This window comes from Methyloceanibacter methanicus (assembly GCF_001723285.1).
GTDB lineage: Bacteria > Pseudomonadota > Alphaproteobacteria > Rhizobiales > Methyloligellaceae > Methyloceanibacter > Methyloceanibacter methanicus.
In genome coordinates, this window is sequence record NZ_LPWG01000011.1 from 404,069 (window position 1) to 430,539 (window position 26,471).

The 26,471-nt window shown below is 63.2% G+C and carries 30 protein-coding genes and 1 pseudogene; 9 read left to right on the forward strand and 22 right to left on the reverse strand.

Annotated elements, in window-relative coordinates:
- Positions 1-15 precede the first annotated feature (15 nt).
- The 8 genes from AUC68_RS09425 to AUC68_RS09465 all read right to left on the reverse strand — a co-directional run bounded on the left by AUC68_RS09425 (position 16) and on the right by AUC68_RS09465 (position 4,621).
- Positions 16-510: a hypothetical protein gene (locus tag AUC68_RS09425; protein ID WP_069437383.1), complete on the reverse strand. Its 495-nt coding sequence runs from the start codon at positions 508-510 to the stop codon at positions 16-18.
- Positions 507-812, reverse strand: coding sequence for a hypothetical protein (locus AUC68_RS09430; protein ID WP_069437384.1), 306 nt, complete (start codon positions 810-812; stop codon positions 507-509). Before AUC68_RS09430 ends, AUC68_RS09425 begins: the two co-directional genes overlap by 4 nt.
- Positions 788-1,396 (reverse strand): phage minor head protein, encoded by a 609-nt coding sequence (locus AUC68_RS09435; RefSeq protein ID WP_069437385.1) that lies wholly within the window; start codon positions 1,394-1,396, stop codon positions 788-790. Before AUC68_RS09435 ends, AUC68_RS09430 begins: the two co-directional genes overlap by 25 nt.
- A gap of 126 nt (positions 1,397-1,522) precedes the next feature.
- Positions 1,523-2,050, reverse strand: a complete 528-nt coding sequence (locus AUC68_RS09440) for a hypothetical protein (protein ID WP_141701188.1) — start codon at positions 2,048-2,050, stop codon at positions 1,523-1,525.
- Complete coding sequence (locus tag AUC68_RS09445; protein ID WP_141701189.1) at positions 2,047-2,487, reverse strand: hypothetical protein; 441 nt, start codon at positions 2,485-2,487, stop codon at positions 2,047-2,049. Before AUC68_RS09445 ends, AUC68_RS09440 begins: the two co-directional genes overlap by 4 nt.
- 72 nt (positions 2,488-2,559) lie before the next feature.
- A complete protein-coding gene (locus AUC68_RS09450) occupies positions 2,560-2,940 on the reverse strand; it encodes a phage minor head protein (RefSeq protein ID WP_069437388.1) in 381 nt (126 codons plus the stop codon).
- Between the two features lie 126 nt (positions 2,941-3,066).
- Positions 3,067-3,483: a hypothetical protein gene (locus AUC68_RS09455; RefSeq protein ID WP_069437389.1), complete on the reverse strand. Its 417-nt coding sequence runs from the start codon at positions 3,481-3,483 to the stop codon at positions 3,067-3,069.
- Between the two features lie 379 nt (positions 3,484-3,862).
- Positions 3,863-4,621, reverse strand: a complete 759-nt coding sequence (locus tag AUC68_RS09465; RefSeq protein WP_069437391.1) for a phage minor head protein — start codon at positions 4,619-4,621, stop codon at positions 3,863-3,865.
- 273 nt (positions 4,622-4,894) lie between these two features.
- Between AUC68_RS09465 and AUC68_RS09470 the strand changes: the two genes are divergently transcribed.
- Both AUC68_RS09470 and AUC68_RS09475 read left to right on the forward strand, forming a co-directional pair.
- Positions 4,895-5,839, forward strand: a complete 945-nt coding sequence (locus tag AUC68_RS09470; protein ID WP_083240585.1) for an alpha/beta hydrolase — start codon at positions 4,895-4,897, stop codon at positions 5,837-5,839.
- A complete protein-coding gene (locus AUC68_RS09475; RefSeq protein ID WP_141701190.1) occupies positions 5,823-6,959 on the forward strand; it encodes a ligand-gated ion channel in 1,137 nt (378 codons plus the stop codon). Before AUC68_RS09470 ends, AUC68_RS09475 begins: the two co-directional genes overlap by 17 nt.
- Before the next feature lie 39 nt (positions 6,960-6,998).
- Here the strand turns inward: AUC68_RS09475 and AUC68_RS09480 are convergent, their stop codons facing one another.
- Positions 6,999-8,240 carry a cytochrome P450 gene (locus AUC68_RS09480; protein WP_141701191.1) on the reverse strand — a complete coding sequence of 414 codons (1,242 nt, stop codon included), beginning with the start codon at positions 8,238-8,240 and terminating at the stop codon, positions 6,999-7,001.
- 56 nt (positions 8,241-8,296) lie between these two features.
- On the opposite strand from AUC68_RS09480, the gene AUC68_RS09485 reads away from it, so the two are divergent.
- Positions 8,297-8,767 carry a DUF6790 family protein gene (locus AUC68_RS09485; RefSeq protein ID WP_069437393.1) on the forward strand — a complete coding sequence of 157 codons (471 nt, stop codon included), beginning with the start codon at positions 8,297-8,299 and terminating at the stop codon, positions 8,765-8,767.
- 36 nt (positions 8,768-8,803) lie between these two features.
- Here AUC68_RS09485 and AUC68_RS09490 read toward each other — a convergent pair whose 3' ends face one another.
- From AUC68_RS09490 to AUC68_RS09500, 3 genes are read right to left on the reverse strand one after another with little or no spacing between them, the layout of a single operon-like run.
- The gene (locus tag AUC68_RS09490; RefSeq protein WP_204377005.1) at positions 8,804-9,070 is read right to left on the reverse strand and encodes a DUF6582 domain-containing protein; all 267 of its coding nucleotides are present in this window, start codon (positions 9,068-9,070) and stop codon (positions 8,804-8,806) included.
- Complete coding sequence (locus AUC68_RS09495) at positions 9,045-9,467, reverse strand: cupin domain-containing protein (protein WP_244500465.1); 423 nt, start codon at positions 9,465-9,467, stop codon at positions 9,045-9,047. Before AUC68_RS09495 ends, AUC68_RS09490 begins: the two co-directional genes overlap by 26 nt.
- On the reverse strand, positions 9,457-9,897 hold the full coding sequence (locus tag AUC68_RS09500) for a DUF4440 domain-containing protein (RefSeq protein ID WP_069437394.1): 441 nt from the start codon (positions 9,895-9,897) through the stop codon (positions 9,457-9,459). The genes AUC68_RS09495 and AUC68_RS09500 overlap by 11 nt, the downstream gene beginning before the upstream one ends.
- A gap of 102 nt (positions 9,898-9,999) precedes the next feature.
- Between AUC68_RS09500 and AUC68_RS09505 the strand changes: the two genes are divergently transcribed.
- Positions 10,000-10,650, forward strand: coding sequence for a cysteine hydrolase family protein (locus AUC68_RS09505; protein WP_244500466.1), 651 nt, complete (start codon positions 10,000-10,002; stop codon positions 10,648-10,650).
- A 6-nt stretch (positions 10,651-10,656) separates the two neighbouring features.
- Here AUC68_RS09505 and AUC68_RS09510 read toward each other — a convergent pair whose 3' ends face one another.
- The 3 genes from AUC68_RS09510 to AUC68_RS09520 all read right to left on the reverse strand — a co-directional run bounded on the left by AUC68_RS09510 (position 10,657) and on the right by AUC68_RS09520 (position 13,248).
- Positions 10,657-11,208: a hypothetical protein gene (locus AUC68_RS09510; RefSeq protein ID WP_069437395.1), complete on the reverse strand. Its 552-nt coding sequence runs from the start codon at positions 11,206-11,208 to the stop codon at positions 10,657-10,659.
- Positions 11,209-11,301: 93 nt separating this feature from the next.
- On the reverse strand, positions 11,302-12,567 hold the full coding sequence (locus AUC68_RS09515) for a type I glutamate--ammonia ligase (protein ID WP_069437396.1): 1,266 nt from the start codon (positions 12,565-12,567) through the stop codon (positions 11,302-11,304).
- A 96-nt stretch (positions 12,568-12,663) separates the two neighbouring features.
- Positions 12,664-13,248: a phasin family protein gene (locus AUC68_RS09520; RefSeq protein ID WP_069437397.1), complete on the reverse strand. Its 585-nt coding sequence runs from the start codon at positions 13,246-13,248 to the stop codon at positions 12,664-12,666.
- Positions 13,249-13,738: 490 nt separating this feature from the next.
- Here AUC68_RS09520 and AUC68_RS09525 point away from each other — a divergent pair, with 490 nt between their 5' ends.
- Positions 13,739-14,203, forward strand: coding sequence for an MEKHLA domain-containing protein (locus AUC68_RS09525; RefSeq protein ID WP_069437398.1), 465 nt, complete (start codon positions 13,739-13,741; stop codon positions 14,201-14,203).
- Here AUC68_RS09525 and AUC68_RS09530 read toward each other — a convergent pair whose 3' ends face one another.
- A complete protein-coding gene (locus AUC68_RS09530; protein WP_069437399.1) occupies positions 14,204-14,440 on the reverse strand; it encodes a hypothetical protein in 237 nt (78 codons plus the stop codon).
- A gap of 268 nt (positions 14,441-14,708) precedes the next feature.
- Between AUC68_RS09530 and AUC68_RS09535 the strand changes: the two genes are divergently transcribed.
- From AUC68_RS09535 to AUC68_RS16790, 4 genes are all read left to right on the forward strand, one after another.
- The gene (locus AUC68_RS09535) at positions 14,709-16,061 is read left to right on the forward strand and encodes a cytochrome P450 (RefSeq protein WP_069437400.1); all 1,353 of its coding nucleotides are present in this window, start codon (positions 14,709-14,711) and stop codon (positions 16,059-16,061) included.
- An 846-nt stretch (positions 16,062-16,907) separates the two neighbouring features.
- Complete coding sequence (locus AUC68_RS09540) at positions 16,908-17,504, forward strand: tellurite resistance TerB family protein (RefSeq protein WP_069437401.1); 597 nt, start codon at positions 16,908-16,910, stop codon at positions 17,502-17,504.
- Positions 17,505-17,635: 131 nt separating this feature from the next.
- Positions 17,636-18,082: a peptidoglycan-binding protein LysM gene (gene lysM / locus AUC68_RS09545; RefSeq protein WP_069437402.1), complete on the forward strand. Its 447-nt coding sequence runs from the start codon at positions 17,636-17,638 to the stop codon at positions 18,080-18,082.
- A 398-nt stretch (positions 18,083-18,480) separates the two neighbouring features.
- Positions 18,481-18,651 carry a hypothetical protein gene (locus AUC68_RS16790; RefSeq protein ID WP_158008287.1) on the forward strand — a complete coding sequence of 57 codons (171 nt, stop codon included), beginning with the start codon at positions 18,481-18,483 and terminating at the stop codon, positions 18,649-18,651.
- Positions 18,652-18,846: 195 nt separating this feature from the next.
- Here the strand turns inward: AUC68_RS16790 and AUC68_RS09550 are convergent, their stop codons facing one another.
- From AUC68_RS09550 to AUC68_RS09575, 6 genes and pseudogenes are all read right to left on the reverse strand, one after another.
- Positions 18,847-19,818, reverse strand: a complete 972-nt coding sequence (locus AUC68_RS09550; protein WP_069437403.1) for an HpcH/HpaI aldolase/citrate lyase family protein — start codon at positions 19,816-19,818, stop codon at positions 18,847-18,849.
- A 17-nt stretch (positions 19,819-19,835) separates the two neighbouring features.
- A pseudogene (locus AUC68_RS09555) lies at positions 19,836-22,606 on the reverse strand (phosphoenolpyruvate carboxylase).
- A gap of 214 nt (positions 22,607-22,820) precedes the next feature.
- Positions 22,821-23,705, reverse strand: a complete 885-nt coding sequence (gene sucD, locus AUC68_RS09560; RefSeq protein ID WP_069437404.1) for a succinate--CoA ligase subunit alpha — start codon at positions 23,703-23,705, stop codon at positions 22,821-22,823.
- A 24-nt stretch (positions 23,706-23,729) separates the two neighbouring features.
- Positions 23,730-24,908 carry a malate--CoA ligase subunit beta gene (locus tag AUC68_RS09565; protein WP_069437405.1) on the reverse strand — a complete coding sequence of 393 codons (1,179 nt, stop codon included), beginning with the start codon at positions 24,906-24,908 and terminating at the stop codon, positions 23,730-23,732.
- Positions 24,909-24,974: 66 nt separating this feature from the next.
- Complete coding sequence (fchA, locus tag AUC68_RS09570) at positions 24,975-25,607, reverse strand: methenyltetrahydrofolate cyclohydrolase (protein ID WP_069437406.1); 633 nt, start codon at positions 25,605-25,607, stop codon at positions 24,975-24,977.
- Complete coding sequence (locus tag AUC68_RS09575) at positions 25,607-26,464, reverse strand: NADP-dependent methylenetetrahydromethanopterin/methylenetetrahydrofolate dehydrogenase (protein ID WP_069437407.1); 858 nt, start codon at positions 26,462-26,464, stop codon at positions 25,607-25,609. The genes fchA and AUC68_RS09575 overlap by 1 nt, the downstream gene beginning before the upstream one ends.
- Positions 26,465-26,471 lie beyond the last annotated feature (7 nt).

Genomic DNA, 26,471 nt, shown 5'->3' on the forward strand with positions numbered 1-26,471 from the left:
CCGCTGCGTACCGCTCTATTCACCCCAATCGAACCAGGGCGGGCGACAGCGGGCAATTTCGATGCCGGGCTTCCCCATGAGTTCCTTGTAGATCAGGTAAAGATCGGAGTGAATGATACTCATGTCGTCCGGGTTGATCTTTCTCGGCTCGTACCACTCGTGTCCAAAAAACTCTGTATTCCAAATCAGGGGCATCATCACCTCTCCCGGCATTTTCAGCTCCCCCCCGTAATAGTCCATGACGATGCCACGGGGCTTCTCGGGATCCCGCAACAGATGGACGTCGCTGCGCCTCCCGACCAACACATCGCCATTTGGGCGGCGCAACGTCATCGGACTGACGGTGAACATATCCCGTGCAAATATGGCGCGGTGCGCGACCATGTAGCCATTGGGGAGCACCACGCAGGCTCCCCTGCTCAGGAAAATGACAAATATCTCCAATACCGTCCCAAGAGCCACAAGGGCGGCAAATGAGATCAAGATCCATTTCAGAAGCCGCCGCATCATCGGGACTTCTCATAGCGGTAGGCGCTTCGTGCGCGATCCATATGCACCATCGCGCTGAATGTCCCCGTCCAACGGTCGACGATTCGATAGGGCTCTGCGGCCGGCAATTCCGTAGGGAACATGCCGACAGCCCCAATTTGTTCCAGAACTCGGTCTTCAATGCCCATGGGGTCGCGGAATTCGTCGCTCAGTTCATAGTTGATCTCACCACGTAATTCTAACAAGGCGTGTTTGCGCTGGCACGTTCCGTAAAATGCGCCCGTGATCGTCGTTTCGCCTAAGCTGAAGACAATGTCCTGCATCGGGTAGGGCCTGCCGAATTTGCCATCGAATTGACCGCCGATGTTCCGGCGGGCTTCGTCGGCAATTTGGCCGGGAAGGCGCGTGGGTGCGTCGCCCGCCTGGCGCCTGAACTCAGCGACCACGGCCCTGAGATGTCCCGTCTGCCGCACCGTGACGGCTTGCCCCTCACCGAAGAAGTAGTGGCGGATGAAATCCCGATGCCCCCAAGGCGGGCCTCGTCGGAGACGTTCTGCATCTCGATGTCGAAGAACTCGGCCGTGTCGGGGACGTAGGCTTCCGCCCAGCAGCGGCAGCCATAGTCCTCGCCCGGATGGCCCGTGGGCGGCGGATCGTCCCAGGCGAAGATCTTCCCGTCATTGGCGGCGTGCGACGGGCGTACTTTGCCGTCGCCGCGCATGCGCCAAATATAGTGCGTCGTCGGATGATTGTCCGCGACCCGCTCGGCTTTGCCTTCCAGCTCGGCCCCGAGCGCAATGGGCGTGCCATGGCGGAGATAGGCCTCGAAGGCCTTCCGGTATTCGGGGTTCGCGCGGTCGACACGCGATGGATGCACGGCGCGGCCGCCTTGCACGATGGACACCATTCTCGCCATCCTCGTTCGAACGCCAAAGTCTTTCGGCCGCGATTATCGGCGCGATCCTGAGGCCCGGGGACAAGGTGTGGGGAGCGTGGTCCGGCCTGAGATTATCGAGAGGCCGCCCTTACGGCCTCATTCGCCCCAATCGAACCAGGGCGTGTTGCAAGATTCGACATCGAATTCTCCGCTCCGAATGAGCGGGTCGTATATCAAAGACAATCCTATCGCCATGATGCTCAAATCACGGGGCAAGCCGGGTTTCGGTTCGTTCCATTTTCTTCTCTTGGCCGCTCCCAGCCCCTCGTCATCCCAGTACCATCCATTCCAATACCAAATGAGAGGCATCAACTTCTCGCCTGGGAAATTCACCGACACATCCGAGTACCGTAAATAGAAGCGTGTCGGGTCGTCCGGGTCTCTGTCCAAACGAACAAAATCATCTGTTTTGATAAGAACCTTTCCCGAAGAATCTCGCAAAACGAGGTCTGGCATGGCAAGGGGATTGGGATTCAGGATGGAGGCATAGCCGAGCATGTAGCCTCCAGGGAGGACCACGCAGAGCCGGCTATTTGTAACAAACAAATATGCCGGCCAGGCCGCACAAAGCCCGGCAAACACGGCGCATCCAATTAGGACGCGCTTTGACCAGCGCCGGGTCATCTAATGTTCTTTTCAGATCGAAATCCGCTGAGAGAACTGGTCAGAAGAACCCGCGCGTCGAAGCGTGCGCTCCAACGGTCGACAATACGGTACGGCGTAGCGCGAGGGAGCTCCGTCGGAACGGCCCCGACCGCTCCAATCTTCTGCAAGACGTACTCCTCTATATCACCCGGATCCCGGAACCAGTCGTTCAGCGCGAAGTCGATCGTACCTGCAAGCTCCAGCATCGTGTGCACCTGCGTACGCGTTCCTTGGTAAACACCACCAATGTTCGTCTTTCCCAAAATATAGACACGGTGCTCCATCCGATAGCCATTGGTGAAGCCGTTCGTGAATTTGCCGTCTGGTTGACTACGTGCGAAGTCCGCAATTTGGCCAGGGAGTTTCCCGGGATCATGGATGACACGTCGCTCGTAGTCTCTAACGACCGTCTCCAAGTTTCCCGTCTCGCGTAGAGAGACGCCTCGCCCTTCTCCGTTCCAGTAATGGTCCACGTAATCCCACCACCACTAAGGAGGGCCTTCGTCGGAGACGTTCTGCATCTCAATGTCGAAGAACTCGGCCGTGTCGGGAACGTAGGCTTCCGCCCGGCAGCGGCAGCCATAGTCCTCGCCCGGATGGCCCGTGGGCGGCGGATCGTCCCAGGCGAAGATCTTCCCGTCATTGGCCGCGTGCGAGGGGCGTACTCTGCCGTCGCCGCGCGTGCGCCAGATATAGTGCGTGCTCGGACGATTGTTTGCGACCCGCTTGGATTTGCCTTCTAGCTCGCCATCGAGAGCGATGGGCGTGCCGAAGCGCAGATAGGCCTCGAAGGCCTTCCGGTATTCGGGGCCCGCGCGATCGACACGCGATGGATGCACGGCACGGCCGCCGGGCACGAGGGACACCATTCTCGCCATCCTTGTTCGAGAGCCAAGGTCTTTCGGCTGCGATTATCGGCGCTAACCTGAGGCCCGGGGACAAGGTGTGGGGAGTGTAGTCCGGCTTGAGATTGTCAAGAGGCCGCCCTTATGGACTCACTCGCCCCAATCGAACCAGGGCGTGCCACAACTGACCGTACTGCGAGGCCGGCTGCGGCGAAGGCTTACCATCAGATAGGACAGATCGGTGTGGATGATATGCTTGTCCGCCCGGTCCTGTGTTCTGTGCCGGTACCAGCCTCCCGTGAGCGCCTCGTCTCCCAGGAGCGCAAACATGATTTCCTGGCCAGGCATCTTCATGCTTCCACCGTCGAAGACCATGATGACACCTAGCGGCGTTTGTGGGTCAACAAAGAACTCGACAGCCCTTAACTCGCGCACGAGAACCGTTCCATCGGGCCTTCTCAATGTCATGCTTGGGGAGCGATACATGTTCTCGTGAAAGAACGAGACCTGACCAATCATGTAACCGTTCGGCAGGACAACACACTTGCTCCGATCAACGTAGACCATGAACGCGACATAGCAAGCAGCCAGGAAGAGGCACCCTCCGATAGAATAGACCGACGCCTTGAGAAGTCCGCATAGGAACCGCTTGGCTCTACTTGTCAACATGGACGTAGCCGCTCAGTCTGCGGTCGACAAGAACCTTCCCAGAGAAGGTCCCGCTCCAACTGTCAACGATGTCGTAGGGCGCGCCGACAACCTCCGTGGGGAGTCTCACCAGCGGGCTGTCTTGGCTGAGCAGGTATTGTTCTATGCGTCTTTCGACGAAGCTGTTCACGGCGTCACTCCTGGCCCCTAGCTTCTGAAGAACATGGGCGGCAAGTGCCTCCACGCCGATGCTGCCGAGTGCCAGCCCTTCCTTGATATAGCCATCGATCTCGTTGACTCATGGCTGGGCCCCCTCCTCTATGTCCAATGGATCACGAAACGCATCTTTCAGTGCGAAGCGGATCGTCCCGCTCACGTCTAACATGGCATGGTCCCTGTGGGACCGCCCGGTGAACCTCGCAGTGATCGCTGTACGGCCAATACTGAAGACAGCATCCCGCAAATCGAGCGAGGAGGGCAGCTTGCCGTCGAATTGCCGGCCAATGTTCTGCCGTGCAACATCGGCGATCTTGCCGGAAAGTTGTGTGGGATCCTGGATTGCTAGCCGAACATATTCGGCCACCACAGTCTTCAGGTTGCCCGTTTCCCGCACGGTGACGGTCTGGCCGCCACCGAGAAGATAGTGCGTAACAAAGCCCCAACGCTCATCCCAAGGCGGCCCTTCGTCGGAGACGTTCTGCATCGTGATGCCGAAGAACTCATGGGCGTCGGGAACGTAGGCTTCCGCCCAGCAGCGGCAGCCATAGTCCTCGCCCGGATGGCCCGTGGGCGGGGGATCGTCCCAGGCGAAGATCTTGCCGTCATTGGCAGCGCGCGAGGGACGCACTCTGCCGTCGCCGCGCGTGCGCCAGATATAGTGCGTCGTCGGATGGTCTCGTGCGGCTGACTCGGCCTTTCCTTCGAGCGCCACGCGCCCGCGCAGGTCGATGGGCGTGCCATGGCGGAGATAGGCCTCGAAGGCCTTCCGGTATTCGGGGCTCGCGCGATCGACACGCGATGGATGCACGGCACGGCCGCCGGGCACGTGGGACACCATTCTCGCCGTCCTTGTTCGAGAGCCAGAGTCTTTCGGCTGCGATTATCGGCGCTAACCTGAGGCCCGGGGACAAGGCGTGGGGAGCGCTGCGGGTGCGTGGTCTACAATCTTCGTCAAGGCTCCCTATGTAGAGACTGGGTTCGAGCCGGCGGAAGCCGCTTTCGGGCTCTGAAAAGCTTTCCCCCGGCGCCGAGTTCGGCTAGGTACGGGGTTGCTTTTCTCCTTTGCTGCGCACGGCAAGAAAATCGTATCGGGAATTCAGGACGGGCACCGGTGAAACTAGACCGCGAGACCGAGGCGCTGCTCTTTTGGGTTTCGTCATCGACGACGAAGCCGCTGTGGCAGATGGACCATGAGAGTGCCCGGGCGGAATATCGCCGCTCGATCTCCAAGACCGATGTGGGCCCGATCCATATCGGTGCGGTGCGCGATTTCGCGATTTCGGGGCCCGCCGGGCCGATTCCCATCCGTGAATACGTCGCCCCTCGGCCGAGCGGCGCCGGTATTCTGTTCTTTCACGGCGGCGGCGGGGTCCTGGGCGACATCGGCACTCATGACACGCTTTGCCGGGCTTTGTGCCTCGATACGGGCGCGCATGTCTTCTCGGTCGATTACCGGCTCGCGCCCGAGCACCCCTTCCCGGCCGCGGTCCACGATGGCGTCGCGGCCCTGGAATGGCTGACCGCGGCGGCGCGCGATCTCGGCATCGACCCCACGCGGATTGCCGTGGCCGGCGACAGTGCCGGCGGTTCGCTCGCAGCCGTGGCGCTGCACGAGACCAAGGGCCGGCTGGTGGCCCCCGCCGCGGCCCAGCTTCTGATCTATCCGGCGCTCGACCTGCGCGCCAAGCAACCCTCGCGCAGAGATCTCGTCGACCAGTTCCCGATCCCCGAGGACATGCTCTACTGGTTCTTCAACCACTATTTCGGGCTGGCCTGGCCGATTGCGGATCCGCGCGCGATCCCGGCCTTGTACGAGGACGATTCGGGCCTGCCGCCCACGCTGATCGTGACGGCGGGCTTCGACCCCTTCCGCGACGAAGGAGTCGAGTATGCCGGGCGGCTGGCGGCGGCCGGCGTGCCGGTTGAATATGTGTGCTATGAAGGCACCGTGCACGGGTTCATGAATATGGGACGGATGTTGCGCGCGGCCTATCAGAGCATGCGCCAGCGCATGAGCACCTGGTTGAAGGAACAACTCGATGCGCCGGGCGCCTAGACCGGCGAGGGCGCACCGGCGCGTCGCACGCTTCTCGCGCGCCTTGGCGTGGACGACCCCGCGCGCCCTTGCATTGAAAGCCCCGCGCGCCGTCGCCACGTTCGCGGTCGCGATGATCGCCGGTCTCTGTGCGCTCACTGCCGTCCCGGCCGGAGCCCAGGCACCCGCCGAGGACGTACCCAAAGCCGTTCGTCAGGCGATCGAGAACGCGCCGGCCCCGGGGCCCGAGCAAGTCATCGTCGGGGCGTATATCAACGACATCCAGCAGATCGACTTCAAGACCAACAACTATGTCATCGATTTGTATGTCTGGTTCCGTTGGAAATCGCCAGGCATCGACCCGTCCAAGACCATGGAGTTCATGAACCGGTTCGCGTCGGACAACAATCTGCGCGAGGCACTCACCGAAGAACCGGACGAGATTCCCGGCGGGGGTTACTACTCGATCCTCCGCTATCAGGGGCTGTTCTCCACCAAGTTTCAGCTGGCGACGTTTCCCTTCGACACGCAAGTGCTGACCGTGGTGATGGAGGACACGCTGGCCGGCGCCGCGGAGCAGATCTACGTGCCCGACGGCAAGACCCCGGTCATCGTCGATCCGGTGATCACCCTACCGGGCTTCACGGTCGGGACCCCGACCATGACGATCGGGACGAATACCTATCCGACGAATTTCGGCGATCCCACCGTGCCCAAAGCCGAACCCTATTCGCGTATCACCCTCTCCGTTCCGGTCACGCGCCCGGTGGTCGCCATGTCGATCAAGACCTTCGTACCGGTCATCTTGATCGTGGCCTGCGCCCTGCTGGTCTATTTCGTGCGCCCGGCCTATGTGGAAGGCCGCATCGGCCTTGGCATCACCGCATTGCTGACCTTGGTGGCGATCCAGCTGACCGCCACCTCCTCGCTGCCCGATGTCGACTATCTCATGATGCTCGATAAAATCTTTCTGCTCGCGTACCTCTTCATCATTGTCGCCCTGGCGCGCGTGGTCGCAACCTCTTGGCAGGGCAAGGAAAACGAATTGCAGATCAAGCGGCAGGACCGGCGCTGGGCCGCTGTGACCCTCGGCGTCTATCTCGTCGCGAGCATCGCCGTGGTCTGGACTTCCCTGGCGTGAGCCACAGCCATCATGCCGCCTGATGCAGGCCGCCCCCGTTCAGCCGGATCGGCAGTTCGTACACGCCGCGCAGGCCGAAGCGCTTGATCCATTGCAGGTCGTCCGCGCCGCAAGTTCCAGGTTCGGATAGCGCGCATAGAGCCGCGTCAGGGCTGACTGCACCTCCACCCGCGCAAGCTGCATGCCGAGACAGAAGTGGATCCCCGTTCCAAAGGCGAGATGCGGGTTCGGCAGTCTGTCGAGCTTCAACTCGTCCGGCTCGTCGAAGGCGGCCGGATCGTAATTGGCGCCCGCGAGAAGTCCGACGATATTGTCTCCACGCTGAAGCTTTTGACCGAAGAACTCGCAGTCCCGCGCCACGTAGCGGGGCTTGGTGCTCTGCACCGGCGTCGTGTAGCGGCAGAGTTCTTCGGTTGCGCGGTCCATGCGCGCGTCGAGATCCGCGAAAAGGAAGGCCTTTTGCGTCGGGTGTTGCTCGAGTGCGATCACGCTGTCTGTGATGAGATGCGTCGTGGTCTCGAATCCGGCAAAGAGTAACAGGAACACCATGGACAAAAGCTCATCTTCGCTCAGCTTGTCGCCGTTCTGTTCCGCGCGAACCAACTCGCTGATAAGCCCCTCGCGGGGAGTCTTGCGGCACTCCTCGATCTGAGACCGGACGTAGCGCACAACGCCCGGCATCGAGAAGACGATTCGAATCGCGGCAAAGCCGCGAAGCGCCGATGTCATGCGGCCCGCCCAGGCGGCGAACGCATCCCGGTTCTTCTCTGGCAGGCCCAGGAGCCAGCAAATGACCTCCAGGGGAAAGCGCCGGGCGTAGTCCGCCACGAGGTCCACCTCCTCGAGGCCCTCCATATCGTCCAGGATCCGGTCGGCGAGAGCCTCGATCTCCCCGCGCATGCCACGGACGAGGCGCCGCTGAAAGGCCTGATCGACCAGTTTGCGCAAGCGCCGGTGGTCCGGCTCGTCCTTGAGCAGCATATTGTTGCTGAGAATCTTGATGGCGCGCGGCATCCACCAGGACAGGCCCACGACGCCCGACCGGCCAGCGTGCCGGCTTTCCTGCACGAACAAGGCATTGTCCTTCAACATCGCCGACGTGGCGGCATACGTCGTGGCCGCCCATATCCTCCCGACAATGGGCGCCTTCAAGGGCACGACCAGCCCGGCATCGCGGAGGTCCGCGAAGAAGGCGAACGGATCTCGTTTGCCCGCAAGACTCTGAAAGTCCACACGCAGCGGTGCTGCCAAGCTGTGCCGAGTCTGGTAGCTTTCAACCATCGGTTCCGTCTCCAACGCGGTTCACGTCGCCGTCACGATTCCAGCTAGGCAGAATCATGCAGCAACTCATCTCTGCGCTTCCGGCCCTTTGCTACGCCTTCGCCCTGACCTTCGGCTTTCTCGAAATCAAGCAACCGTTCGGCGCCAGCGGCCTCGAACCGGTCCTGCAATGGATGCTGTCGTTGGGGCTCGGCGTGCCGAGTCTTTGGGCTGCGTTCTCTCATGCCGTGTTTTCCGAACGCGTGGCCAAATCCATCGGCTGGGCGCCGAGCCCGTTTCAGAAGGAGATCGCCGGTGCAAATCTCGGGATCGGCCTTGGCGCGATCGCCGCGTCCGTCCTCGGCCCGCAAGCGGCCTGGGCGATAACCTTCGTGGCCGCAGGCTTCCTTTGGAGCGCGGCCGGGGTGCACATTGCCGATATGATTCGGAGCAAGAACTTCGCGATCAACAATTCGGGTCCCATTTTCTGGTGGGACATTCTGACGCCGCTCACGCTTCTCATCGCGCTGCTCATCCTGCATCGCTGAACCAGCATCGCTGAACCTGCGCGCCAAGGCCCATCGCTAGCTAGGACCCGAGCTGCCGCCAGTCGGTCTCGTGCAGATCGATGCCGTAATGGGCTGCCGCCTCGTGATATTGGCGAAGGCGAGATCCCGATCCGCATCGCTGACCCCTTCGACCTGATCGAAGCGCGCCAAGGCGTCCTTCACGTGCGCCGCGTCGGTCAACGGCTCCTTCCGCTGCTTCGGGAAGGCATAGACGGTTTCGGGAAGCTCGGCACGGTCGTGAATGGTGCCGTGCTCGTCATGGGGCATCCACGTCGTTTCCATGGGACTTACTCCTCATCGGCCGCGCCTCGGGCGCCGCATCGTAGTGGACTGCCAACCATATGGTGGGCGGGTCGCTCTGTGTCCAGGTCACCCGGTGGCGGCAATGGGCCGGGAGGACGAGCCAGTCCCCCGCCACGAGGGTGCGATCTTGGCCTTCGCCGTCGATGCGCAGCCGCGCGGCCCCGGACGCAAGCAGCACGAATTCGTCGCGCGCCTGATCGTACCACTCCCCCTCGGGCGTGATCTGGCCTGTCGAGACGATCCGCTCGACGCGCAGACCTGGCCTCTCGACCAGGCAGTCAAAGACTTCCGCCGCTTGGGGGCCTGCCGGGAGCCCAGCGCAGAGCGCGCCGGACCGGATCGCCGAGGCCTCCTTGGCGGCGCCGTCAGGGTGCAAGAGTCGTCACCTGGTAGAAGCGCTCCCGCCACGTGCCCTCGGTCTTCGCCATGATCGAGGTGACGAAGACCTTGCTGTCGACGGGTTTGCCCTCATAGGAGCCCTCGAGCTTCGCGGTCAGCGTGCGCATCGCGCTGTCCGGCCCCAGGAAGACGACGGTCGGCTCGCTGAGATCGGTTTGCTTGATCTTCGTCTTTGGCAGCCCGGCGATCATCTGCTCCACGGATTCCGGCCCTGGACGATAGGGCAAGATGCCGATGTGATCCTCGGTCATCAGCGCCTTGATCGTGTCGGCGTCCTGTTTCGCGAAGGCCTCGTCCAGCCGGCCGACGACGGTGTCGATGGCTTCGACATCGGCGAGGCGCTCATCGGCGACGGCGGGCAGCGACAGAAAGACGAAGGTCAACGCGGCGGCGAGACATCTGAACATGCTAAGCTCCCATCAAGGTCGTCATCGACTGGCGACCGCTATTTCATCCTGTCGTGCGCATTAGCACAACAGCACGTCGATGCCATAACGCCCGTCGAGCCGATGACGCCCGTCAAGCCAGTGCCCGCCGCGAAACCGATGTTGAACGCCATGACCCGCGACCGGCCGATTCTGGCGGGCAAGGCGGCCCTGTTGATCGTCGACGTGCAGAATGGAAACTGCGGGTCCGCTGCGGCGGCGCGGCGCCCCGAATTGCAGGCCGCGCTGACGAATCGGGTCGTCCCGAATATCGCGCGCCTGCTCCGCACCTTCCGGGGCGCCGAGCTTGAGGTGATCTACACGGTCATCGAGAACCTAACCGCGGACGGACGCGACCGCAGCCTCGACTACAAGCTCTCGAACATGGGTTTCCCGAAGGGGTCGCCCGAGGCCCAAGTGCTCCCGGCGATCGCACCACAAGGCGACGAACTCGTGCTGCCCAAGACCTCTTCGTCCGTGTTCAACTCCACCACGCTCGACTATCTCTTGCGCAATATCGGCATCGAGGACGTCTTTGTCGCCGGCTGCCTGACCGATCAATGCATCGATCATGCGGTGAAGGACGGCGCGGATCGCGGCTACTACATGACCTGTATCCACGACGCCTGTGCCGCCGAAACGGAAGAGCGCCATCGTGCGGCCCTCGCCTGCTTCCAAGGCTATTGCCGGATGGCGAGCACCGAAGAGGTGATCGGCTTGCTCGCCGCCGACTGACCGGTTTTAGTTCGGCGCGTTCAAAACCTTGATGTCGTAGGGTTTCAGTTCCTTGGTGGTCTTGAGGAAATCGGTGATCTCGTTGACACCGTCCACCGTCGCCGACGACCACAGATTCGTCGTGCAGGTCGTGTCGGTATAGGTGTCGGTCACCACCAGATACGGCCCCTGGTTCCGGTCGACCGTGCAGGCGCAGGACGCCTTGGTCGGGTCGTCCTCATCGACGATGCACGGTTTGTCGAGGCACCAAGCCCACGGACGGTCGTTGTTGCAAGCCGCGTAGCTCTTGATGGGATAGTAGCGCGAGCTGATCTCGGTGCCCTTGTCGGTCTCCACTTTGCCCGTACACGGCTTTTCACCGGCCGAATAACCGGTCCTCACGTCGCAAGCGCAGGACACGGTCTCCGTGCTGCCGTCGGTGGGCGTACAGGCCGCGGTCGTGCACAACGCATAGGTGCTCTCGCAAAGGACAAAACTGTCCTTCCCACCTTCATCGCAGCCAGCGAGCGCGAGACCGCCCAACGACAGAAACGAAACGGCAAGGATCGTCTTCCACATGGCCACGTACCTCCCCCATGACTTTAGCACTGTCATCCTTACCCGAGAGCCGCAACCGGCGACAGCGTTGATCCGCCGTTATCACCAAACCCGTCAGTAGATTTCGGCGTAGCGCGCGCAAAGATCCTCAGGCGACAGATCGGCCACGTACGCCGCTTCCGACCGCTTGTGCCGCAGATAGGCTTCGAAGAAGACCGGACCGAACCAGGACTTCAGGGCCGCGCTCTCTTCCATGACATCGAGAGCTGCGGTCAAGGAAGTCGGCAGAGCCGCCTCGGTGTCTGGGAGCGTCAGTTCTCGCGCGATGCCGTCGGCGCCGGCGAAGATCAGCGCGCCGAGCGCCATGTAGGGGCTCGCGGCCGCATCGCACACGCGAAACTCCAAATTGAATTGCGCATTCTGCTGCTCCTGGCCTTCGGCGTCGAAGACCGGACAGATGCGCAAGGAGGCGCTGCGATCCTGAAGCTTGAGGTCCGCCACGGTAGGGGCCCAGCGGTTCGGTGTCAGCCGGAAGTACGAGACGGGCGACGGCGCGGTGACCGCGCACAGAGCCGGAAGGTGATGCAGCACACCGGCGGCGAAGTGCATCGCTACAACGCTCAGCCCCATCGGACCGTTCGGATCGCGCGTCACCGGCGCGCCCGACGCGTCATGCAGGCTGAAATGGATGTGCACGCCGTTGCCGGCCCCGTCCGCGACGGGCATCGGCGAGAAGATGGCTCTGTTCTCAAGACGAAACGCGGCGCCGCGCGCCATCTCGCGCGCGATCACGGCGGCATCGGCGGCGCGGAGCGCCACATCGGGGCCGACCGTCATCTCGAACTGGCGCGGACCGTACTCGGCGAGAAAGGAATCCGGGTGGACGCTTGCGGCGCGGATAGCCGCCATCAGCATCTCGCCGAACACGCCCTGCCGCCGGAACGCGTTCAAGCTATAGGCATGGCCGGGCACGTCCTCGACGCCGGTATAGACGAACTCCTGCTCGAAGGCCGCGAGCAGCTCCAGACCGCTCGCGTCTTTTAGGGCCTCGGCCGCCCGGCGCAGGAAGGTCCGCACGCAGCACGCCCAAGGGCTTCCGTCCGTGTTGCGCACATCGCCCAGAAAGAAGTGCTCCGGCGCCGACCCGTCACGAAAGTCCACATGCACCTCGGCCGAGGGATCGGGCACGATCATGAGGTCTCCGGCGGTCCCGAAGGGCGTGTCGAGGATCGGCCCGAAGCAGGTCTGCATGAGATTGGAGTGCGTCCAACCGATGCCGATCTTTCGCCGCGCCGGCAATTCGGTGGACGGAAAGCCCTTGCCGCGGACAAGCCCGGCAATGTCGCAGGTTCCCACGAAGGTCAAATCCTCACGCAGCATGACACCTCCCAACGTCCACGATACGAGGACGTCAGTCTATGTCAGCCGTGCGGAAATTGGAGCCGCAATCGCCGGTACCGCATGCGAGGGGGTTTGCTAGCCCGCCCGCGTTTGCGCCCCGGCCGTCTTGACCCACGCGGCAGACAGGGACTGCAGTTCGCGCGCCTGGGCCTGCACGGCGCCGATGTGATTGAACCAATAGGCGACACCGAGTTGCATGGCTTCCATCGGCGTCTTGGCCCCCGCCAAGTCGCGCGCGAGTTCCAGGCCGGCGCTCACATTGGCTTGGGCAATATCCACCAGCTTGGTGTTCATCGCGACGGCGGCCGGAACGGCGGCCTGGAGCGACAGCCCCAATGTCGGGACGGCCGGCGCTGCCGTCTGCTCCCGGCCGGCGGTCTTGGCCGATGCACGCGGTTTGGCCGATGCGCGCGGTTTGGCCTTGCGTGGCTTGGATGGCGGCGGCGGCGTCACGGATGTCGACACGCCCTCCGCCTTGGTCCGTTTCGAGGTTGCCTTGGTCCTGGCCGAGGCCCTCTTGATCGCGACCTTGGCCGGCGCCGTGGCGGCTGCGGTGGACGCTTTGCTCTTGCTCTTCGGCTTGGCCGTAGCCGGCTTGGAGACTTTTGGCTTTGCTGGCGGCTGGCCTTCCGGTGCCACCTTCATCGTATCCTTTGACATCACTCGATCCCCGCTGTCGGTACGGAACACACACCCCACATTTCGCCGGGCAACGATCGGCATGGAGAATCCCAGTCTATCAGACTATGCGGCCAGGGCGATTTCGCGGCGGCGCGTTCCCGACAGCATGGCGTCACGCCTGTTGCACGGGCCAATCTGGTTCACCAGGAGCCGGCGGGATGGCATTCGCGCAAAACCTCGCGCAATGCGTCCCGATGTCCGACCATAAGGAAAGATTAGCGGCGAAGGGTAAACAAGACGTACCGGCGGCGGGTTCCCGCGGTACGAGAACCTATGCCGCGCCACGGCGACGTCCGCCGCGGGACTTGCGCGCACGCCAAAGCGCCCGGCATTTGATAAAAAGGTTCCAGAGAAGGAAGGCCAGCAAGGCGGCGAACATCATACTGAAGGCGACAATCAGCATCGCTGGCAACCCGCGAAGAACGGACCGTGGCTCATGCCCCTATCGCCCGTTTACACCCCATTGACCATGACAATCGCCACAGACCCCGCCTTTTTCCGACTTCTTGCCGAGAGTTACAAGCGGTTGCTTGCCCATGATCCGCCCTTTCTCGGGGCCCCCGGGCGGGACGGCCCGCACTGGCTTTATGCCCGCGCGCAATCCTGTGTCCTCGCCCATAGTACCGCAGTCGATCCGCTTTTCATCTATGCCAACAAGGCGGCACAGAGCCTTTTCGAATACGGTTGGGATGAGATCGTGGGCCTGCCCTCACGCCTGTCCGCCGAGGCGCCCGACCGGGCGGAACGGCAGCGCCTCCTCGATGCCGTGACACGGGACGGTTTCGCGACTGGATATCGCGGCGTGCGGATCTCGAAATCCGGACGCCGCTTCCGCATTGAGGACGGCGTCCTATGGCAGCTGCGCGACGCCAGCGGCACGCTCCACGGCGTCGCGGCAACCTTTAGCCATTGGACGTTCTTGAAAGAGGGCTGACTAGCGGTAGCCCGCGGCCTTCAAAGCAGACTTGCAGGTCTGGGAAAGGCTGCCTTGCTTCTGCCGCATGCAGACTTCCAGCTGCTTCGAGCCGATCGTCTTGTCGCTGCAATGCCGCTTGTAGTCAGCCTTGCAGCTCGCGCGAATGGCCTTGGTATACGCATCGGCCTGGGCCGCGCCGGCGAAAGAGACAGCCGTCAGGCCCGCGATCAATAGTCCAGAAAATACAGTCTTCATATTTCAAAGTCCCTTTGTTCCCGGCAGCGCAACCTACCAAACGACCGTCATCGCGCAACCCCGGTTTCCAAAACATGACGTCAATTTCAAGAAAGCGGCGGGTTTGTGGACGTGGCGCAACAGCGCACCGGGACATTTTTGCAACCAATCCTGGCGTTTCCCTTGGCCGCTGGCCCCGAATCGCGCCCGTGCCGCAAACGGACATATTCCCCCGCCACAATAGGTGGGCCCGACACCGCTCACTTCGCCCGGAACCGTACCGCGCGCCATGCTGAAGCCCACGAAAGCGCTCCGTTCAGGACTCCCGCCGGGTCCAAAAGGGACGTTGATCGGGGGCGTTGCGGAGAAATTCGGCGACGGGCTGCTCGATTTCTTTCTCGAGACCGCCCAAACCTACGGCCCGGTCGCCAGCGGGCGCGTTGGGCCAAATCGCTTCTTCTTGGCCTCTGATCCGGCGCTCATCGAGCAGGTCCTCGTCCGCGACGCCAGACACTACAAGAAGCACTTTGGCGTCCGCGCGTTCATCCCCGCGCTCGGCAACGGGCTGGTGACAAGCGAGGGCGCGTATTGGCGCGGCCAGCGCAAACTCGTGCAGCCCGCCTTCATGCGCGCGCGCGTCCGCCGCTATGCGCCCGTCATGGCTGCGATCACCGAGCAGATGCTGGACGCCTGGTCGCCCGGCGATCAGCTCAAAATCAATTTTGAATTTAGCAATCTGACGAGCCAGATCGCCCTGAAGACCCTGTTCGACCTCGACGATGCGGGCGACAGGCAGCACTTCACCGATACTCTCAACCTTGCCTTCGACATCATGATGGCCCGTCTAAGCCGCGTGCTGAAGGTGCCGCTTTGGTTTCCGACCCCTGAAACGCTACGCCTCAACCGGGCTATCGCGGAGCTCGACCGCACCGTGCTCGGCTTCATCGCGGCGGGCCGCGCGCGCGAACGCTCCGGCGATGATCTGCTCTCGCGCCTGCTGGCGGCGACACGCGAGGACGGATCGCGGATGAGCAACCGCGAATTGCGTGACGAAACCATGACCCTCTACCTCGCCGGCCACGAAACCACGGCGCTCGCGCTCACCTGGACCTGGGTTCTTCTCTCCCAGCATCCGCACGTGGAAGACAAGCTCGCCGCCGAGTGGGCCCGTGTGCTGGGCGGCCGCACCCCGCGGCTGGAGGACATGGAGCGCCTCCCCTACACCCACGCCGTGCTGACCGAATCCATGCGGCTCTATCCGCCGGTCTACGTGATCGGCCGCGAGGCGACGACCGATCTCGAACTCGGGGGCTACCGCGTGAAGCGAGGATACACTGTCCTCATGAGCCAATGGGTCAACCATCGGGACCCGCGCTACTTCCCCGAACCCGAGCGGTTCCATCCCGAGCGCTGGGAGGACGGCCTCGCCAAGCGCATTCCGAAATTCGCCTACTACCCGTTCGGCGGCGGTCAGCGCATCTGCGTCGGCAACGCCTTCTCACTCCTGGAAGCGGCAATCATCCTTGCGGCCGCGGGCCAGCGCTTCCGGTTCCGCGTCGACGCCGACGCGGATCTCCGATTCAAGCCGCAGATCACGCTCATGCCGGCGGCCCCGATCCCTGTGACGCTCGAAGCCCGCTGAACGGCGTCTAGTACTTACTCTTCTTCTTGGTCTTGCCCGGCGTCGGCGCCGCATCGGCGATGCAGTTGGTGATGTAGCTTCGCGCTCGCCGGCACGGAGCGGCGGGGTCACGGCGTTCGCCTTCTTCTCGCAAGCATTGCGTACCGCATTCGAGACGGCGGCCTGCGGCGCCGGCATGGCAACGGTGAGAATTGCCGCCGTCGCCAATGTAGCAAGAGCAATTGCGGTGCCTCTACTTGTCATTACACGCCTCCCTAGGTTGATTGTGTTGTCTCGCACTATATCACCCTGGTAATGCGGTGTTAGCGTGCCTACATGACCGCTACCACCGCCCTGGTGGCTGGCCCACGCCCGTGGGCATGGAGGGATTTGGGGCGACACAACGGGGAAATGTCGCCGAATTGTCATCGACCATCACAATAAGTGCATCGAGATGTAGCGTTTCTGCGAGCGGAGGCAGTCATGAACTTTGGAGATGTAGTCGGCGAGTTGATCCGTCAGGGCGTATCGCCCCAGACGCAACAGCGGGTCGAACAAGCAACGGGGCCAAACGGCCTCGGTAGCGCGGCGGGATCGGCCGATCTCGGCGCATACTGGGAAGCGTCCTCGGTGGCGCATCCTCGGGGTCCGGGTCCTCCAGCGGCGGCGCTCGGGCGGTCTCGGCGATGTGCTGGGCAGCCTTCTGGGCGGCCAAAGCGGCGATACAGGCGGACAGAGCGGCGGCCAGGCAGGCGGGCTTGGCGCCATCCTCGGCAGTGTGTTGGGCGGCGGACAGTCCTCGGACACGCAACCGTCGGGCGGACAGTCCTCCGGCGGTGTCGGCGACATTCTCGGGAGCTCGGGAGCATGCTGGGCTCGCCCAGCGGCGTTGGCGGTCTGAGCAAGGGCCAGCTCGGCGGCCTGGGTGCCCTGGCCGGCGCGCTCCTCGGCGGTGGAGGCGGCGCGACCAAGGGTGCGGTCGGCGGCAGCGCCATGGCCATTCTCGGCACGCTGGCCCTTTCGGCCCTCAAGAACTGGCAGGCCCAATCGGGCGAGGCAGGCGCCAACGCCCTCGGCCTCACCGAGACCGAGGTGAAACAGATTTCGGCCCCGGAAACCGCGGAGCTGTGCCTCCTCGGCATGATCGAGGCCATCAAGTCCGACGGCCAGGTCTCCCAGAGCGAGATCGAACGCCTGACCGGTAAACTCTCCGAAGGCGGGATCACCGAGGAGGAGAAGCAGTTCGTGCAGGCAGCGATGTCGAAGCCACAGGATCTCGCCGGTCTGGTGAAAGCCATTCCCAATCCGGAAGTGGGCATTCAGGTCTATGCGGCCGCGCTGATGGCGATCACCGTCGACACGCCGGCCGAGAAGGTCTTCCTGAAAGGTTTGGCCGACGGCGCCGGCATCGCACCCGACGCCGTCGCCCGGCTGCATCAGATGGTCGGCGCACCGGCGGCCTAGGCCGCGACGGTCTGCGGCGAGGAACCGAGGAGCGACCGCCGGCTGCGCTTGCATGACAAGCGTTCCGGCGGTCCTCTTCAAAGAGGCTCTCGAACGTTTCGAGGACCTGACATTCGAGGAAAGGACACGACATGGGTTTTTTTGATTTCGTCAAGAACGCGGGCAAGAGCATTTTCGGATCGAGCGCGGATGCCGCGGAGACAGATGCGGCCGAGGCCATCGCCAAGGAAGTCGGCGATCCGAGCCTGGCCGACAAGATCAAGGTCGAGGTCGACGGCGAGACCGTGAAGGTGACCGGCGACGTGCCCGACCAGGCAACGCGTGAGAAGATCATCGTGGCCGCCGGCAATGTGGAAGGCATCTCGAAGGTCGACGAAGACCTGAAACCCGCCGACGACAGCCCCGAAGGCAAGTTCCACACGGTCGTCAAAGGAGACACGCTCTGGGCGATCGCCGAGAAGTCCTATGGCGACGGGTCCAAATACATGACCATCTTCGAGGCCAACAAGCCGATGCTCTCGCACCCGGACAAGATCTATCCCGGACAGGTGCTGCGCATCCCTACGGCCATGGTCTAGTTTCGTCGACCAGGACCGCCACTGCGGCGCGATGCCCCGCATCACGCACCCGTTCCAAGTACGTACATGAACGCAAGACGGCGGCCCCTCCAGGCCGCCGTTTTTATGTGGGCGCCGACTCGGGACACCCGGAGAGCTAGGGCAAAGGAGCCGTCCGCCCTTTGGGCGACTGGTCGCCCCGCCTCGCTTTCGAGACCCGGCGCGCCGGAACCGAAATCTGTTTGCGAACCAAGACGGCTGCCGGGGTCAAGGGCGTACACCGGTTTACGAAACGGCAAGCCTTGCGGCCGCGTTGTGGCGTGTACGCCACAAAGCCCCCAGAAATTGCCGAGATTCGGTCGAGCGACCGCCCTGTTCCCCTGCCACAAAGACGGAACTTGAGGGAGTGGAGCAACGAGATGTCTATTCTATCGCTATTGACCAGCGTGACCTTGGTCGGACTTGTCTACGGATTGAGCTTTCTGCCGTCCGCATCGCTGGAGCGGACCGACGACGAGGTGGGGCTCGGCCTGATCGAACGGGTCGTGTCGAACCACGAGGCCGCCGGCGAGGAGAAGACCGACGCCTAAGGAACCTGATCCCGATTAGGCGCGGACACAAAAATGGCCGGGGCTCACCCCGGCCATTTTGTTTGCGCTACCGCTTCGCTACTTGAGCGCTCGTTTGCCTGCGCTACCGGCCTTCGGCCTACTTGAGCGCCTTGTTGTTTGCACTACCGCTTCGCTACTTGAGCGCTCGGTTATTCGCATAACCGCGTTGCGCGACTAGCCGCTGATCTGGGCGGCCTTGTCGAGCAGAGCCTGCGCCTGGCGGATCGAGGCGATGTCGATCAGACGGCCGTCGAGCGACACCGCGCCCTTGCCTTCCTTCGCCGCCTGCTTCATGGCATCGACGATGCGCTGCGCCTTCTCCACCTCGGCCGCGGCCGGCGAGAACACCTCGTTGGCGAGCGGAATCTGCGAGGGGTGAATGGCCCACTTGCCCTCGAAGCCCAGAACCGCGCCACGCTTCGCGGCGGCCTTGTAGCCGTCCGGATCGGAGAAATCGCCGAACGGACCGTCGATCGGACGCAGGCCATAGGCACGGCAGGCAACCATCATGCGCGACAGCGCATAGTGCCAAGGGTCGCCCCAATGGTACTGGCGGTTTGCGGCCTCGTCGGCGTCGGTCAGAACGCCGTGATCCGGGTGCGGGCCGCCAATGCCGACGGTGCGCGCGCGGGTCGACGCGGCGTAGTCGGCGACGCCGAAGCTCATGGCCTCAACGCGCGGGCTCGACTGGGCGATGGCCTCAACATTGGCCATGCCAAGCGCCGTCTCGATCAGCAGCTCGAGGCCGAGCTTCTTCTCGTACTTCTTGTACTGCTCGACCTGGGTGACGAGCATGTCGATGGCGTAGACGTCCTCGGGCACGCCGACCTTGGGGATCAGGATCATGTCCAGGCGCGGGCAGTTCTCGAGAACGTCGATCACGTCGCGATAGGCGTAGTGGGTGTCCAGACCGTTGATGCGGATCATCATGGTCTTGTTGCCCCAGTCGACGTCGTTCAGGCCCTGGATGATGTTCTTGCGGGCCTGCTCCTTGTCGTCGGGCGCGACGGCGTCCTCGAGATCGAGAAAGATCACGTCGGCGGCGCTGGCGGCAGCCTTCTCGAACATGCCGGGGTTGGAACCGGGCACCGCCAGCTCCGAACGGTGCAGGCGCGGCGTTGCCTGCTGAATCAGCGTAAAGCTCATGTCATTCTCCTCCTGGTTTAACCTGTGGCGCCGAGACCGGCGGCCACGGTATTGATGGAGAGCAGCAACGCGGATTTGAAAGCATCGCGTTCCTGCTCGTTGTCGCTCGCCCTAAAGCGGCGTAGTAATTCGACCTGCTCGCGGCTGACCTGATTGACCGTGGGCAGCCGTTCGGCCAGAGAGGCCCGGAACTGTTTGAAGCGCTCCCCGGGGAAGGTGCTGCCCGACAGCCTCAGGACCATCTCCGTGGTGAGGGCATATTCCTTCTCGATCATCGAGAAGATCGTTTCCCGCACCCGCGTGTCGGCGACAAGGCTGGCATAGTCCCTGGCAATATCGAGATCCACGAGGGCGAGCGCCTTCTCCACCTCGTCGATGATCAGACGGAACAGACGCGACTGATCGAACATATCGGCCAAGAGCTTCTCGCCCTTGTCGCCGCGCACGTCGAGAAAGCTCAGGAGCGCACTTCCAACGCCATACCAGCTGGTGATGATGTGCCGGTTCTGGGCCCAGGCGAACACCCACGGAATCGCACGCAAGTCCTTCAGCGAGCTGGCGCCGAAGCGCCGCGCGGGACGCGACCCGATATTGAGAAGCGAGATTTCCTCCAAGGGACTTGCCGCCTGGAAATAGCCAACCAGATCGGGGCTGGAAAGCAGCTTGTCATAGGCAACGCGCGACAGCCCCGACAAGGCTTCAAGCGCATCGTCGAACTCGCCGCTCGGCTTCAGCGCGGCCTCCTGTTCGGACTTCAAGGCATGCTGAAGCACGCTTGAGGCGAGAAGCTCCATCTGATAGAGCGCCGTCCCCTTGTTCGCATATTTGGAGGAAACGACCTCCCCCTGCTCCGTCACGCGGAACCGCCCGCGGATCGAGCCCGCGGGTTGGGCCGCAATGGCCCGGCCCGTCGGCGCGCCGCCGCGCGAAACCGAACCGCCTCGCCCATGAAAGAACGAAATCGGCGTCCCCGCATTCTCGCCCACGCGCGTCAGATGCGACTGAGCCTTGGCGAGCTCCCAGTTCGAGGCAACGAAGCCGCCATCCTTGTTGGAGTCCGAGTAGCCCAGCATCACTTCCTGCAGACCGCCCTGCCAGTGCGTCGAGCGGCGGATCAGCGGAATTCCCAAGGCTTCACGCATGATGGCGGGCGCGGCACGAAGGTCATCGATGGTCTCGAACAGCGGCACGATCGGCAGAGAGCAAATCTCCGTCCCCGCTGCATCCAGGAACAGGCCGCCATGCTTGGCGAGCAAGTAGGCCCCGAGGATGTCGTCGACCGATCGGGTCATGGATAGAATGAACGACCCGTAGGCATCGGGATCGAGACCACGGCGAATCTCGGCCGCTTGCGCGAACATCGCGATGGTCTCCTGCGCTTCCGGCGGCACGGGCTCGCCCGACCGGTCGGTCGGAAGGGGCCGCGCCAGGGCGCGCAAGAGCCAAGCCCGCCACTCCGGCGAGCCAAGCTCCGGCGGATCGCCCTCGGCGTGGCCCTCGCTCGTCCACCACAGGGCTTGCACCGCCTGCGTGGTCCGCGTCGTGTTCTCGCGAAGGTCGAGCCGTACGGTCGAAAACCGGAACAGCTCCACGGCCCGCCTTGTTGGCCGGACCAAATCGGCGGCCAGGGTCGGACTGTTGGCGTCCGTCAACGCGCGCTCCATGCGCCGCAGGTCGTGAATCAGCTCGTCCGCGTTCCCGTAATGGGGGGTGCCGACTTCGAGCTCGCCACCATCGGCGCGCAGGATGGTCGCGTCGAGCTTGCGCAAGATGCAGGTGAGGTACTGGCGATAGGGCTCGCCCGGATTGCGTTGGGTGATGCTCTCTTCCGCGCCGCTCGCCCGCAACTCGCGCGCAAGATCCTCGCGGAACGCTCCCGGGATCGGCAGAACGCTCTGGGTGATAGACAACGACCGCGCGAGCGCGGTGAGCCGCTCCCGATAGTGATGCAAGCAGGCGAGCGCATTCTGGCGCAGCGCCCAGCCCGTGACGTCCGTGGTGACGTAAGGGTTGCCGTCGCGATCGCCGCCGATCCAGGATCCGAATTGGAAGAAGGGCGGCAGGTCGAAGTCTTCGTCCGGGTAGTTCTGCCGGAGGGTGCGCTCAAGCAGCTCCATCATCTCCGGCGCCTTCTCGAACAAGGTCTCGTCGAAGAAATGCAGACCACGGAGCACCTCGTGTTCGACCGTGGGCTTCTGCAGATGAAGCTCTCCCGTCATCCAGACGAGTTCGATCTGATCGCGAATGTCGGCAAGAATTGTCTGCTGCTCGCGCTCGGTCCAACGAACGCCCTCGAGCTCCCGGAGCAAAAGGTAGATCTTCCGGTATTTCTCGAGCACGGTGACGCGCTTCGACTCGGTTGGATGGGCGGTGATGACCGGGCGGATGCGCAGGGTTTGCAGCAGCGTCTCGATCCTTTTCGGCCCGACGCGGCGTAGCGTGCCCCGGTCAGGACGTGGTCGAACGTGCCGAGAAGCGCGTCGCGACCGCGCGTGCGTTCGATATAGCGGCGCCGGCGCATCGTAGCGTTCTGATCGGCAATGGACAGCAGTTGGAACCAGATCCCTTGCGCCGAGAGAACGCGGGCCATGAGTTCGGGTGAGAATTCCGAAATGGATTTCTGGGCCCCGCCGGTCAGGACCGGCTCGAGTTCCGGCTGGTGGCGCCGGACAACGTCCAATAGGAGTTCGAACAGGATGTTCGCCGCGTCGTTCGGCGATGTGCCAGTGATCCGGGCTGCGGTGCCAGCGTCGGCCACCACATCGCCCTCTCTCACATCCTCGTCCATGATAAACGCTCGCACTCCGATCTCACCGACCGGTCTTCTCACTCGAAGCCGAATGGCTCATGCGACACCCAGCACCCTCTGGCCCCATCGCCGGTTCGGGCGGCAATCGGGGCGCGGCGGGGCCGAACGGTCCCACCGGCAATCGTTTGTTATCCGGAAAAAGCCGGACACACCATCGGCCTCGTCTGCGACCCCGGTCTGTCCGGCGCTTTCCTTAGAGCCCCAGCACCTTCGCCACGGTCGATCCGAACTCGCTCGGATTCGGCGCGACGGTCAGCCCGTTGGCCTTCATGATCTCCGCCTTCTCGGCCGCACTGTCGCCGACCGCCGAGATGATGGCGCCGGCATGACCCATACGGCGCCCCTTGGGAGCGGTCAGGCCGGCGACGAAGCCGACCACCGGCTTCGACATGTTGTCCTTGATCCATGCGGAAGCCTCGGCCTCCTGAGGACCGCCGATCTCGCCGATCATCAGCACGGCGTCGGTCTCCGGGTCCTCCTCGAACAGGGCAAGGTGATCGAGGAACGACGAGCCGTTGATCGGATCGCCACCGATACCGACGGACGTCGAGATACCGATCCCGTGCTCCTTCATCTGCGCGGCGGCCTCATATCCGAGCGTACCGGAGCGCGAGATCACGCCCACATTGCCTTGCAGATAGATGTGGCCGGGCATGATGCCGAGCATGGACTTTCCTGGGCTGATGATGCCGGCGCAGTTGGGTCCGACCATCATCGTGCGGCGATCGCGCGGATAGCGCATCAGGTAGCGCTTCACGCGCATCATGTCCTGAGCCGGAATGCCGTCCGTGATGGAGCAAACGAGGTGAATGCCCGCGTCCGCACATTCCATGATGGCATCGGCGCAGAAGGCCGGCGCAACGAAGGTGATGGAGGCCTCCGCGCCCGTCTCCTTGACCGCCTCCTTGACGGTATTGAAGAGCGGACGGTCGAGGTGACGGCCACCGCCCTTGCCCGGCGTTACGCCGCCGACGACGTTGGTGCCGTACTCGATCATTTCCTTCGCGTGGAAGGTTCCCTTGTCGCCCGTCATGCCTTGGACGATCACCGGGGTCTTTTCGTCAATCAAAATGCTCATTGCGTGTCTCTCCGATGCTCGTCCTTACGCAGCCTGCAGCTTGCCCTGGCAGGCCTGAACGGCCTTCTCGGCGGCCTCGGCCAGGGTGTCGGCCGTGATCAGCTTGAGCCCGCTCTCCTGAAGGATCTTGCGGCCCTCCTCGACATTGGTACCGGCAAGGCGCACGACGAGCGGAACCTTGATATCGAGATTTCCGCAGGCCTGAACCACGCCCTTGGCAACCCAGTCGCAACGGTTGATGCCGGCGAAGATGTTCACCAGGATCGCCTTCACGTTCGAGTCGGAGACCACGAGCTTCATGGCCGTCTCGATGCGGTCCGGCGAAGCGCCGCCACCCACGTCGAGGAAGTTGGCCGGCTCGCCGCCCGCATGCTTGATCATGTCCATGGTGGCCATGGCCAGACCCGCACCGTTCACGATGCAGCCGATATCGCCCTCGAGGCCGATATAGTTGAGATTGTGCTCCGCGGCCTGGGCCTCGCGCGGATCCTGCTGCGAGGGGTCGTACATGTCGGCCACGTTGTGGCGGCGGAACAGCGCGTTGTCGTCGAACGACATCTTGGCGTCGAGCGCGAGAACGCGGTCGTCCTTGGACACGACCAGCGGGTTGATTTCCAGCATCTGGGCGTCGCAGTCGCGGAACGCGCGGTAGGCGTTCATGATCGTCGACACGCAGCTCTGGGCTTGCTTGATGCTGAGACCGAGCTGGAAAGCCAGCTCCCGCGCCTGGAAGGACTGCAGGCCCACGGCCGGCTCGACGATGACCTGAAGGATGGCATCCGGATTGGTCTTGGCGATCTCCTCGATCTCCATGCCGCCTTCCTGCGACGCGATCACCCGGATACGCTCGGCCTTGCGGTCGAGAACGTAGCCGAGATACAGCTCGCGCTCGAACGGCTCGGCCGCTTCGATATAGACGCGCTGAACGGGCTTGCCCTCGGGACCGGTCTGGTGCGTCACCAGACGCTTGCCGAGCAGTTCCTGGGCCGCCTCGCGCACCTCGTGATAGGTCTTGCAGATCTTGATACCGCCGGCCTTGCCGCGCGCGCCGGCGTGAATCTGAGCCTTGACCGCCCAGCTCCAGCCACCGAGCTCCGTCGCCGCGTAAACGGCCTGATCGGGACTGAAGGCCACGGCGCCTTTCGGCACCGGCACGCCGAAGCTACCCAAAAGTTCTTTGGCTTGATACTCGTGAACGTCCACGTCGTTCCTCCTTCTAAAAACTCGCTTCGACGGGCCTTCTTTTGCGAGAACCAACGGCGAACGGCGTCAGCTCACTTTGCCCCTTACGATATCGTATGCCTTCTCGGTCGTTGCCTCGGCGCCGGCGAGAAGACCCTCCAGTTCGCTCAGCTTAGACTCCACAAAGCTGGTGTCGGAAATCATTTTTGCATTGATGTATACATTTAGTGCAGCGCTCCGAAGCGCCGCATAGGCAGACAGGACCCCTACGCCCGCATCGGAGATGACGTTGACGTTGCCCTTCTCCGAGGCAGCCAGCGCCAGATCGATGACGTCCCGCGCCAGACGGCAGCAGCGGATCGGAACGTCCGTGGCCATTTTGAGGGCGTCCTGGATCGCCGCGCCCCGGGCCGCTTTCTCTTCGTCGGTCTCCTTCGGCATGCCGTAGGCGCCCATGACGGTGTCGAATGCCCGTACGTCGTCCTGGATCATGCCGGTCAGCCGGTGGCGCAGGTCCTCGGCCTTGGCGAGGATCTCCTTCATGTCGCCCTCGACATCGGCGTATTTCTTTTTGCCGATGGTCAGATTGCAGACCATGCTGACAAGTGCCGCGCCCATGCCGCCGAGAATGGCCGCCGCGCTGCCGCCGCCGGGCGTTGCCGCGCTGGAGGCGAGTTGATCGAGGAATGGCTCGATCGCAGTATCCTTGATCTCGGTCATCAGGCCATCTCTTTCGCAAGCGCGTAGATCTCCTCGGCATCGTAGACGCCCTCGGAGCTCTCGAACATCTTCGCGATGCACTCGCGGTGAAGCTTGAGCTTCAAGCCGCCGATCCCGAGCGCGCCGTAGCCGAGCTTGCCATTGATGTCCTTGCCCTTGTCCATGGCATCGACGCCCTCGATGCCCATCGGCGGCTGCGCGTTCACATCGGCCAGAAGCTCGATATTGGGGTTGTTCTCCCAACCGGACTTCGGCAGAAGCTGCACGCCGATCGCGCCGGCCGAGTAGACGATATTGGCGTCCTTGACCGCCTCGACGCGCTCCTCGTCCGTCGCTCCCGCGGCGCCCGACACCTTGATGCCGAAACGCTTCTCGATGACCTTGGCCGCCTCTTCGGCGCGCTCCTTCGTGCGCGAGGTGATCGTCACGTCGCAACCTTCCATGCCGAAGAAGCCCGCGGCCCGCATGCCCACGGGACCCGTGCCCGCAAGCACGACCGCCTTCTTGCCCTTGAGGTCCCGCCCCTTGGCGAGGAGCGCGACGCCGGCGGCCGCCGTCGTGTTCGAACCGTTGGAGTCCAGCATGACCGAAACGCGGAACGGGCCGAAGAAGTGCTTCTTCACCGTCTCGAACAGTTCCTCGCCCTTGGCCATGTTGCCGCCGCCCACGAAGATCGCGGTGTTCTGCTTGTCTTTGCCGCCGCGCGTATAGATGCAGCCATCGATCAACGCACCGACATTGTCGGGCGTCACGGCGGCATAGCCGGCGATGTTGTCGGCACCGCCGTCGTAGCCCACAACCGTATCGAAGACGCTCGGCACGGGGTCGGTGTCGAACAAGAACAGCAGTTTCTTCATTGCGGTT

Bases quoted from the DNA above. Each gene is read 5' to 3' on its own strand.
- sucD (WP_069437404.1), bottom strand. From the start codon at position 23,705: ATGAGCATTTTGATTGACGAAAAGACCCCGGTGATCGTCCAAGGCATG.
- AUC68_RS09520 (WP_069437397.1), bottom strand. From the start codon at position 13,248: ATGTCAAAGGATACGATGAAGGTGGCACCGGAAGGCCAGCCGCCAGCA.
- AUC68_RS09515 (WP_069437396.1), bottom strand. From the start codon at position 12,567: ATGCTGCGTGAGGATTTGACCTTCGTGGGAACCTGCGACATTGCCGGG.
- AUC68_RS09525 (WP_069437398.1), top strand. From the start codon at position 13,739: ATGACAATCGCCACAGACCCCGCCTTTTTCCGACTTCTTGCCGAGAGT.
- AUC68_RS16790 (WP_158008287.1), top strand. From the start codon at position 18,481: ATGTCTATTCTATCGCTATTGACCAGCGTGACCTTGGTCGGACTTGTC.
- AUC68_RS09465 (WP_069437391.1), bottom strand. From the start codon at position 4,621: ATGGTGTCCCACGTGCCCGGCGGCCGTGCCGTGCATCCATCGCGTGTC.
- AUC68_RS09505 (WP_244500466.1), top strand. From the start codon at position 10,000: ATGACGCCCGTCAAGCCAGTGCCCGCCGCGAAACCGATGTTGAACGCC.
- AUC68_RS09430 (WP_069437384.1), bottom strand. From the start codon at position 812: ATGCAGGACATTGTCTTCAGCTTAGGCGAAACGACGATCACGGGCGCA.
- fchA (WP_069437406.1), bottom strand. From the start codon at position 25,607: ATGACCGAGATCAAGGATACTGCGATCGAGCCATTCCTCGATCAACTC.
- AUC68_RS09575 (WP_069437407.1), bottom strand. From the start codon at position 26,464: ATGAAGAAACTGCTGTTCTTGTTCGACACCGACCCCGTGCCGAGCGTC.
- AUC68_RS09530 (WP_069437399.1), bottom strand. From the start codon at position 14,440: ATGAAGACTGTATTTTCTGGACTATTGATCGCGGGCCTGACGGCTGTC.
- AUC68_RS09480 (WP_141701191.1), bottom strand. From the start codon at position 8,240: ATGGTTGAAAGCTACCAGACTCGGCACAGCTTGGCAGCACCGCTGCGT.
- AUC68_RS09455 (WP_069437389.1), bottom strand. From the start codon at position 3,483: ATGGTCTACGTTGATCGGAGCAAGTGTGTTGTCCTGCCGAACGGTTAC.
- AUC68_RS09535 (WP_069437400.1), top strand. From the start codon at position 14,709: ATGCTGAAGCCCACGAAAGCGCTCCGTTCAGGACTCCCGCCGGGTCCA.
- lysM (WP_069437402.1), top strand. From the start codon at position 17,636: ATGGGTTTTTTTGATTTCGTCAAGAACGCGGGCAAGAGCATTTTCGGA.
- AUC68_RS09435 (WP_069437385.1), bottom strand. From the start codon at position 1,396: ATGGTGTCCATCGTGCAAGGCGGCCGCGCCGTGCATCCATCGCGTGTC.
- AUC68_RS09425 (WP_069437383.1), bottom strand. From the start codon at position 510: ATGATGCGGCGGCTTCTGAAATGGATCTTGATCTCATTTGCCGCCCTT.
- AUC68_RS09510 (WP_069437395.1), bottom strand. From the start codon at position 11,208: ATGTGGAAGACGATCCTTGCCGTTTCGTTTCTGTCGTTGGGCGGTCTC.
- AUC68_RS09440 (WP_141701188.1), bottom strand. From the start codon at position 2,050: ATGACCCGGCGCTGGTCAAAGCGCGTCCTAATTGGATGCGCCGTGTTT.
- AUC68_RS09550 (WP_069437403.1), bottom strand. From the start codon at position 19,818: ATGAGCTTTACGCTGATTCAGCAGGCAACGCCGCGCCTGCACCGTTCG.
- AUC68_RS09485 (WP_069437393.1), top strand. From the start codon at position 8,297: ATGCAGCAACTCATCTCTGCGCTTCCGGCCCTTTGCTACGCCTTCGCC.
- AUC68_RS09500 (WP_069437394.1), bottom strand. From the start codon at position 9,897: ATGTTCAGATGTCTCGCCGCCGCGTTGACCTTCGTCTTTCTGTCGCTG.
- AUC68_RS09540 (WP_069437401.1), top strand. From the start codon at position 16,908: ATGCTGGGCTCGCCCAGCGGCGTTGGCGGTCTGAGCAAGGGCCAGCTC.
- AUC68_RS09450 (WP_069437388.1), bottom strand. From the start codon at position 2,940: ATGGTGTCCCTCGTGCCCGGCGGCCGTGCCGTGCATCCATCGCGTGTC.
- AUC68_RS09475 (WP_141701190.1), top strand. From the start codon at position 5,823: ATGCGCCGGGCGCCTAGACCGGCGAGGGCGCACCGGCGCGTCGCACGC.
- AUC68_RS09490 (WP_204377005.1), bottom strand. From the start codon at position 9,070: ATGGAAACGACGTGGATGCCCCATGACGAGCACGGCACCATTCACGAC.